General features: G+C 67.0%; 7 protein-coding genes. All 7 read left to right on the forward strand.

Annotated features, from left to right (window positions below; genetic code table 11):
• The first annotated feature begins 22 nt into the window (after positions 1–22).
• The 7 genes from eccB (at position 23) to ABD256_RS34310 (ending at position 8176) form a co-directional block, all read left to right on the forward strand.
• Positions 23–1384: a type VII secretion protein EccB gene (gene eccB, locus ABD256_RS34280; RefSeq protein WP_344428762.1), complete on the forward strand. Its 1362-nt coding sequence runs from the start codon at positions 23–25 to the stop codon at positions 1382–1384.
• Between the two features lie 9 nt (positions 1385–1393).
• Positions 1394–1684: a hypothetical protein gene (locus tag ABD256_RS34285; RefSeq protein WP_344428763.1), complete on the forward strand. Its 291-nt coding sequence runs from the start codon at positions 1394–1396 to the stop codon at positions 1682–1684.
• A 23-nt stretch (positions 1685–1707) separates the two neighbouring features.
• On the forward strand, positions 1708–1998 hold the full coding sequence (locus ABD256_RS34290; RefSeq protein WP_344428765.1) for a hypothetical protein: 291 nt from the start codon (positions 1708–1710) through the stop codon (positions 1996–1998).
• A 218-nt stretch (positions 1999–2216) separates the two neighbouring features.
• On the forward strand, positions 2217–4616 hold the full coding sequence (locus ABD256_RS34295; protein ID WP_344428767.1) for an atrophin-1 family protein: 2400 nt from the start codon (positions 2217–2219) through the stop codon (positions 4614–4616).
• An 11-nt stretch (positions 4617–4627) separates the two neighbouring features.
• Positions 4628–7435 carry a hypothetical protein gene (locus ABD256_RS34300; protein WP_344428769.1) on the forward strand — a complete coding sequence of 936 codons (2808 nt, stop codon included), beginning with the start codon at positions 4628–4630 and terminating at the stop codon, positions 7433–7435.
• A complete protein-coding gene (locus ABD256_RS34305; protein ID WP_344428771.1) occupies positions 7435–7830 on the forward strand; it encodes a YbaB/EbfC family nucleoid-associated protein in 396 nt (131 codons plus the stop codon). Before ABD256_RS34300 ends, ABD256_RS34305 begins: the two co-directional genes overlap by 1 nt.
• Complete coding sequence (locus ABD256_RS34310; protein WP_344428773.1) at positions 7823–8176, forward strand: hypothetical protein; 354 nt, start codon at positions 7823–7825, stop codon at positions 8174–8176. The genes ABD256_RS34305 and ABD256_RS34310 overlap by 8 nt, the downstream gene beginning before the upstream one ends.
• Positions 8177–8223 lie beyond the last annotated feature (47 nt).

Raw genomic sequence — 8223 nt, forward strand, 5'->3', positions numbered from 1 at the left:
TGCCAACGATGGGAGGTGAGTGATGTACACCAGGCGGGACCAGGTGGACGCGTATTCGTTCGTCACCGGCAGGCTGGCGTCGGCGGTCCTGCGCGCCGACCCGGACGGCCCGGAGCGCCCGCTGCGGCGCACCGGGATCGGGCTCATCGTCGGCATCATGATCAGCTTGCTGGTCGTCGCGATCATCGTGGTGCTCCACCTGTTCACCGGGATGGGCGCGGGCCGAACCGCGTGGAAGCAGCCGGGCGCGCTGATCGTCGCGGAGGACTCCGGCAGCCGGTACATGATGGTCGACGGCCTGTTGCGGCCGGTGCTGAACCAGGCTTCCGCCCGCCTGATCACCGGGAAGGCGCCCGCGGTCGTCACGGTCAAGTCGCCCGAACTCGCCGACGTGCCGCGCGGTGCGCCGATCGGGATCCTCGGCGCACCGGACGCGCTGCCGGGCGGATCGGCGGACAGCCCGTGGACCGTCTGCGCGGGGAATGACCAAAGTGGATTCAAGCTGTCGGTGACGGTGGGCGCGGCGACCGGCGCCACCGAGGCGACCGACCGCCAGGGCGTGCTGGTCTCCGGGGACGGGCAGCTCTACCTCGCCTGGCAGGGCACGAAGCTGCGGATCGTCGCCCCGTGGGTGCCGCGCGCGCTGGGCATGGACGCGGCGCAGGCCGTCCCGGTGGATTCCTCGTGGCTCAACGCGTTGCCGTCGGGCCCGGACATCGGCTCGCCGCCGCTGGCGCGCGACGAAGGCAAGGCGGGGCCCACCATCAGCGGAACGTCCACTGTGGTCGGTCAGCTCGTCGTCGTACCCGAGGCGGTCGGTGGGAACTCGTTCGTGGCGCAGGACGGCGGTCTCGTCCCGGTGACCCCGACCGTGGCCGCGCTGCTCAACGCCGACCCGGCGTGGTCGAAGAAGGAGGCGCTGCGGATCGCGCCTTCGGAACTGGCGACGCAGGCCGTGCTGCCCGCGCCCGTGTGGCAGGCGGCGTTGCCCGCCACGCCGCCGAACGCGCTGGACCTGACCGGCCGCGTGCCTTGTGTGCTCTGGCACGGGGAATCGTCGCGGCTGGTGACCGCGCCGCCGCCGCGCGGGAACGCGCAGAGCAACCAGACCGCCGGCGTGGTGCGCGACGGCAGGGTCGCCGACCGGGTCGAAGTCCTTCCCGGTGCGGGTTTCCTGGCGCGGACGCGCCCGGCACCGGGCGTTCCCGGCGCGGGGAGCTACCTCGTCACCGAATCGGGGGCCAAGTTCCCGGTGGCCAGCGCGGACGCTGCCACCGCGCTCGGGTTCTCCGCCGACAGCGCTCGGCTGGTTCCGGCCGAGCTGCTGGCACTGCTGCCGACCGGCCCAGTGCTCGAAAAAATCAACAGTACGCCCAAGGAATAGGAGAATCGGGTGGCCCAAGGTTATCTGTCCGATGAAGCGGTGCTGGCGCAGGCCGTCAACGCGGCCAACGCGGCGGTCAGCGAAATGCGGACCGTCTACAGCAAGGTGAACATGCTGTCCCCCGAGATCGCCATCGTCAACGCGTCGGGGTCCGGCAACATGCTGACCCAGCGGTTCGATTCGTGGAACATGAAGTTCAAAGAGGTCGTGGCCAAGCTGGACGAGCTGAACGCCAAGCTCAACAAGGTCCGGACTGAAAACATCCAGCGGGATCACGAAACCCAAGGCCAGACTCGCTGACCACAGCGGTAAAGGAGAAACCCGTGTCGCGGTTCGACGTAAATCATGACGGATACATGGATGTCAACGAGAGCCTCCGGCAGTGCCACGTGGCTACCGGCGTGATCCTCGAGGAACTCAACGCCAAGTTGCGGAACATTTCGGAGGGTTTCGGCGGAAAGGCCGCCACCGTGTGGGCTCCGCTGCAGGCGGACTGGACCAAGATCTACCAGTCGATGCAGAGCGACTTCAACGACAGCGTGACCAGGTCGTTCAATGTGCACGAAATCTTCAAGGAAGGCGACAACATGGGCGCCAGGATCATGAACAGCTGATCCGGCCCCCGCCTGTGGGCCCGCGTCACCGCGGGCCCACAGGCATCCCCTCTCCCGAAACGTCTGAGAAAGGAACCTTCGCCATGACCGGCAATCCGCCCGCCGACGGCGGCCCCAAGCGATCCGGGCGATTGACGGATGGCAACTCCACGAACCAGGGATCGCTCATTCCGTCGCGCGACGGATCACCGGTGATCCCGGCGAACCAGAATCCGATCATGCCCTCGCACGACGGATGGCCGACCACTCCGGGCGAGGGGCAGACCGAAAAACCGCTGGGCCCGTTCAGGTTCCCCGACCCGGACCCGAACGACGGGGTCCACCAGGAGTGGGTTCCCGCGGACCAGCAGGTCGAATGGGTGGAGGACGATCCGGCCAACGCGGTGCAGCGGCACCTGGCGGAACAGCGCCCGCAGGGGTCGCCCATGCCGGTCAACCACGGCCCCCAGATGCCGTCGGATCATCCGGTCGACTGGTCGAAGGTGCATTTCCCGGGGCCTGACGGGTGGTCGGGCGGGCACCACCAGTGGAACCCGGTGACCAAGCAGGTCGACTGGATCCGGGATCCGATCACGAAGGCGCCGCCGACGGAGCAGATCCCGGTGCCGGGCGAGCACCCTGCGCCGCAGCCGCACGAGCCGTGGCGCGGTCCCGGCCCCCAGCAGCCGGACCAGCCGGTGGACTGGTCGAAGGTGCAGATCCCGGACTCCGATCCCGACGACGGGATCCACCAGCAGTGGGTGCCGGAGCACGGCCGGGTCGAGTGGGTCAGGGACATGGACCCCGGGATGGTGCCCGGCCCGCAGATGCCGTCGGATCATCCGGTGGACTGGTCGAAGGTCAAGTTCCCGGACACCGACCCGAACGACGGCGGCCACCTGGAATACGTGCCGGACCACAACCGCGTCGAATGGGTCAAGGACAAGCCGCCCGGCGAGGTGAAGACCCAGCAGCCGGACCACAACCAGAACCCCGGCAACGGCGACACCCAGCACCCGGTTTCGCACCAGCCGCCACCGGGAGGCGATACCCACCACCCGGACGGCGGCGTGGACCACGTGACGAGCCAGCAGCCGAATGGCGGCGTGGACCAGGTCGTGCACCAGCCGCCGCAGGTCCTCACCCCGGACGAGCACGGCGGTGTTGCCTGGGTCGCCGACCACGGCCAGTGGAAGCTCAAGTGGCTCGGCGATCCGAAGAAGGCGCCGCTGCTGGACAACGGCCCGTACGAGCTGCGCGTCGGCAAGGACGGTGAACTCCAGAGCGTCTACAACGCTCGCGACAAGAACCAGCCGGTCCGGGACTTCGACTCCGACCAGCACGGTGGGCACGGGGACGACAAGAGCGGCCTGATGGTGGGCCCCGACGGCAAGGTCCACTGGGTCGGCCCCACGGACAAGGCTCCGTTCGTCGACAACGGGAAAATCCACATCGGGAAGGACGGCGCGATCGAATTCGATGGCGCCGACGCGAAAACGGGCGGGCTGTCGCGCACCGAGGCGGATGGAAAGGTCCTCAACACGGACCCGTCCGCGGGCGCTCCGCCGAAGGGCTTCCACGGGCAGCACCGCTACGGCATGCTGCCCGACGAGCAGGACACCAAGATCGCGCTGCGGCACGACCAAGGAAAACTGCTCGGCAAGCAGGACCCGCCCGCCACGGACGGCGGTGGCTCCGGCAAGCCGCACGAGGGCGACCCGAACCTGCCTCCCGGCAAGTCGCAGAAGCCGCACGTCAAATCGGAACGCCCCGACGGCGGTGACGGGGGCAAAAAGGACGGTGGCGGCGGTGGGAACCATCCGTTCGATCCCGCCAGCGTCAACGTTCTGCGCCGTCCGCCCGCCGAGGGCAAGGACGGCGGTAAAGACGGTAAGGACGGCGGTCAGAACGGCGGCGGGGACAAGAAGGACGGTGGCGGCGACGGGAAGCAGCCGCTCTTTCCCACCACCAGCACGGTCACCTACCGCAAGCCCACCGTCGACAAGGACGGCGACAAGAACAAGGGCAAGGACGGCGGCAGCGGCGGCAACGGTGGCCCCAAAGGGCAGGGCTACACCTACACCGTCCCCGGGCCCGGTAATGGTGGCAAGGACGGCGGTAAGGACGGCGGCAAGAAGGACGGCACCGGGGACAAGAAGGACGGTGCCGATGACAAGAAGGACGGTACTGGGGACAAGAAGGACGGCGACGGCAAGGACAAGAAGCCGAAGCCGTTGCCCGCGGTCAAGGGCCCCGGCGGCTCCGGTCATCTGAGGTTCAACAAGGACGACTGGAACAAGCTGATGAGCGCTTTCAACACCTTGAACATCAGCCTGGTCGACGATGCCACGACGAACAAGGAGGACGGCATCCTCGGCGCCGACTTCCAAGTGCAGCCGAAGTCGGACTGGCAACCCGCCACGAAGCTGAACACCTGGGCGACGGGATTCGGCAACTCGGTCGTCAAGGTGAACGACGAGCTGCACACACGGGTGGACAAGTTCGTCAGCGCGATGTCCTGGGCGACCGAGGTGTTCGAAAAAACCGATGACCTGGCGAACTACGGCCTCAACGAGTTCGTCACCGAGTTCCCCGACCTGAACTCCGGTGGCGGCAAGATGGGCGGCAAGGGTGCGTAGGGGGCGTAGTCGTGGCTGACAGCAAAGACGACCCGGACAAGAACAAGGACAGCAAAGGCGGCAATAACGAAGGAAGCGGCGGCAAAGACGGGTACATCGGCGGCGGCGGAAGCGGCAATGTCAAAGATCCCTCTGTCGACACGAACGCCGATGCGAGCACGCTGAACTACGAGCAGATTCTCTACCTGATCGCCGGAATCGGGAAGGACCTGCACTCCATCCTGGAAACCGGTTCCAACGCGGATACCGGCTGGCTGAAGTTCGCCCAGGGTGGCAGTACCGACGATGGTAGTTCCAGCGGGGATGCGAAAAACAGCGCAGGTAGCGGCGCGATCACCTACACGGCCTTCGATAATGTCTTCTTCAAGATCAACTACAATGACGACCTGCTCACCTCCTGGACCAGTGCGGTGTCCAAGACCAACGAGTTCATGGTGGACCTGCAGCGCGGAAACGTGAACAAGATCAGCGTCCAGCGCTTTATCGCCGCATATAATATGATCCACCACTACGAGGACTGGTTGAAGGACGCGGCCGCCACTTCGGCGACCTACCTGAAGCAGATAGCCAGCCCCGATTCGGAGTTCAAAGGGCGTGCCGCCTACGCCATCCAGGGGCAGGTCAGGCAGATCAACGACGTGGTGACCAAGCTGCACGGCCAGATGGTCCGGCACAAGCCCGCGGAAAAGATGATCGACCTGGCGAGCGCCCTCTCCGAATTCGGCAGGACCATGGCGGACATCTGGAACAGGGCGCACAAGACGTTGCAGACCTCGGTGCACGACGCCGTGACCGCCTACGTGGAAAACGTTCGCCACTACATCCGCGGAGTCGGCATCGTCAGGGGCTACCCCAACTACGTGCTCGATTATGCCAATACTTACCAGAAGTGGTACGGCCTGAAAAAGTACGTCAACGAGGTGCTGGGGGCGTATGAATCGTGGCGGCACGACCAGTCCGTCGGTTTCACGAAGCGAGGGGTGAATCACGGGCAATACGGGGAAGACGCCACTTCCTACGACGATACGAATGGGCACCTGACCTGGGACATCCCGCCCGCGTTGCCGGGCGGCGCCTCGATCCACGGAGACCTCCGGTCCAACGGCGTGTGGAACCTGATGAACACCTTCATCAGCGATCACGTGCGCAAGACCGTGCTGGATCCGATGGACACGGAAGCGCGTGCCGCCGCGGACAAACTCGCCAAGGCCTACGCGAAAGCCGAAGCCCCGTTGCACGTGCTGGAACCGGTGACCCCACCGACGATCGGCAACGTGCCACCGGGCGGCGGCCCCGGCGGTGGCGGCCCTGGTGGTGGTGACGGTGGTGATCGCAAGCCCCCGCCGTTCAATCCGCCCGGCGGTGACGACGGCGGTGGTGACCACAACGACAAGAAACCGCCGCCGTTCAACCCGCCCGGCGGTGACGGGGGCGACTACAAGCCGCCCCCGGTCGGCGGTGACGACGGCGGTGGTGGTGACCACAAGCCGCCCCCAGTGGGTGGTGACGGTGGCGACCAGAAGCCCCCGCCGTTCAATCCTCCCGGCGGTGACGACGGCAGCGGTGGCGACCAGAAGCCGCCTCCGCTCGGCGGCGACGGCGGTCCCAACGATCGCGTGAACCAGAGCATCCCGGATCCCGACGGGAGCCTCGGCGACCCCGACGACCCGTTCGTGAACGACCCGAACGGACGGGGAGGAGACGGTCCACCACCGCCGATCGGCCCGTTCGGCGGCAACCCCGGCGGTAGTCCCGGTGGCAACCCCGGCGGCAACCCTGGTGGCAACGGTCCCGACCTGAACCGGCGTTCGCTCGGGGACAACAAGGATCCCGACGGCAGCGACGGCGGTGACGGGTGGTCGCCGGACAACCCGTGGGACAGGATCGGCAAGGAGAACAACCCCTGGGACCGGATCAACAACGAGATCAACGGGAACGATCCCGGCGGAGACGACGGGCACGGCGGCGACAACGGGCACGGCGGCGACAAGGAGCACATCCCCGGCACCCCGCCCGGCGAGCACAGGAACCCCAATGGCGAGGACGGGTGGTCGCCGGACGACGTCTGGGACCGGATCAACAAGGAGATCGGTGGTGACAACCCCGGTGGCGGGGACGGGAACCACCCCGGCGGCGGAGACCTGAAGATCCCACCGCCGGGCGGCGGCGGGCACGGTCCTGGTGACGCCGGTGGCGACATGCACTTCAGCCCGCCTGGTGGCGGTTCCGGCGGTGGTCCCGGTGGCGTCGGCGGTGGTGGCGCGGGAACGGGCCCCGGTGGTGGCGCCGGTGGCGACTCCGGGTTCGCGGGCGAGGGCTGGTCGGACTGGTCGGGGCAGCTCGGTGGCGGTCCCGGTGGTTCCGGTGGCGGTGGCGGTGGAAACGGCCAAGGGGCCCCTCCCGGTGGCGGAATGCCCATGATGCCCCCGATGGGCGGCATGGGTGGCATGGGCGGCGGTATGGGTGGCGGCGGTGGCGGCCGCGAGCGCGAACGCCAGACCTGGTTGTCGGAGGACGAAGAGATCTGGGGCGCCGACGTCGATCTCGGCAGTGGTGTCATCGGTCGTCCCGACGGTGGACCCCGTGTCACCGACGAGGTTCCGTTGCCGATGCACGTCCACACTCCGTCGAAGCCGAGCACCGGCAAGGGACGGCGCGACAAGACGGACAAGCGGGCCGGGACGACCGCGGAGACAACCGGCTCCGTGGCTCCGGAAGACACCGCGAACCCCGTCGATGCCGCCGAATCCGTGGCACAGGTGAAGGCGCCCGATGAGACGAACGACTCCGGTGAGACGCGCGCTGAAGGGAGTGCCTGATGGATTCGCCCTACGAAGAAGAGGTTTCGAAGCTGCTCGCGGAGTTGAAGGAGCAGCGCGAAAAGGTCTCCGGCGCGGTCGAAGACATGCACGCCGTGCGGGAAACCGTCGTCTCGAAGAACAAGATGCTGAAAGCGACCGTGGACGGCCAGGGGAAACTGGTCGAGCTGGAGTTCCGCGGTGACCGCTGGCGGGATCTTTCCCCCGCCGAGCTGAGCGCCATCGTCATCGAGGTGGTGACCGGTGCGCAGGAAAGGTCACGCGGCATCGTCACCGAGTTGGCGTCGGCCATGGCACCGGAGGGCGTGAACGTCTCCGAACTGCTCTCGGAGAAGCCGGATATCGACGCCCTGTTCCCCGATATCGACAAGATGTGGAGGTCGTTCAATGAGTAAGAAGGAAAATCGCACGGCCGCGGATATTCCGGTACTCGAAGGCGGTGTGTCCAACATCGCCGGAGTCGCGGACGAGGCGCGCGCGCTGATGGCGGACTTCAAGGGCGCGGTCGCGGAGTACGGGAACGTGTTCGGGAGCTACACGAGTCATGCCGGTGCCTACCGCGGTTCGAACGGCGGCGACTTCGCCGAGATCTGGAACAAGGTGGTCGTCCCCGGCCAGGCTCACGCGATGGATTTTCTGAGCCAGTTGGACGGTGCGATCGGCGACGTGGGTACGCAGACGAAAGGCGTCACGAAGAAGTTGTCGGAATCGAACTCCGACGCGAACAAGCAGTCGTCCTAAGAGGACCGCTGGTCGGATTTCTTAGTGGCGAGGATAGGAAGCGGATC

The organism is Amycolatopsis minnesotensis (assembly GCF_039529815.1).
In the GTDB taxonomy this organism is placed as follows: Bacteria; Actinomycetota; Actinomycetes; order Mycobacteriales; family Pseudonocardiaceae; genus Amycolatopsis; species Amycolatopsis minnesotensis.

Excerpts from the sequence above, each read along its gene's own strand:
- eccB (WP_344428762.1), top strand. The coding sequence starts at position 23 with ATGTACACCAGGCGGGACCAGGTGGACGCGTATTCGTTCGTCACCGGC.
- ABD256_RS34295 (WP_344428767.1), top strand. The coding sequence starts at position 2,217 with ATGCCCTCGCACGACGGATGGCCGACCACTCCGGGCGAGGGGCAGACC.
- ABD256_RS34305 (WP_344428771.1), top strand. The coding sequence starts at position 7,435 with ATGGATTCGCCCTACGAAGAAGAGGTTTCGAAGCTGCTCGCGGAGTTG.
- ABD256_RS34310 (WP_344428773.1), top strand. The coding sequence starts at position 7,823 with ATGAGTAAGAAGGAAAATCGCACGGCCGCGGATATTCCGGTACTCGAA.